Origin of the sequence: Streptomyces sp. WM6386 (assembly GCF_000972385.1) — a bacterium.
GTDB lineage: Bacteria > Actinomycetota > Actinomycetes > Streptomycetales > Streptomycetaceae > Streptomyces.
Window position 1 is genome coordinate 1 of the sequence record NZ_JXTE01000836.1, and the last position, 299, is coordinate 299.

Annotated in this window: 1 protein-coding gene; it reads right to left on the reverse strand. The window is 69.2% G+C overall.

The features are described 5' to 3' along the window. The coding region (locus TN53_RS43875) for a CoA transferase (protein ID WP_046264538.1) at nucleotides 1-299 on the reverse strand (299 nt) is incomplete at both ends.

Genomic DNA, 299 nt, shown 5'->3' on the forward strand with positions numbered 1-299 from the left:
TGGCCCTGCACAGGAAGGTGGGCGCGGGGACCCCGCCGTAGCCGCCGTTGCCACGCCGTCGCGGCACCTCCCCGGAGACGAGATAGTTCATCGCGAAGTGCGACAGCGAGGCCAGCCCGCAGTCCAGCAGGGACAGGTCGATGAACTGGCCCGCGCCGGTGGCGTCCCGGTGCCGCAGCGCGGCAAGGATCGCCGTAGAGGCGTACAGGCCCGTGAGGATGTCGACCATGCTGACGCCGACCTTCATCGGTTCGTCGGGGTGTCCGGAGACGCTCATCATCCCGGACATGGCCTGGAAG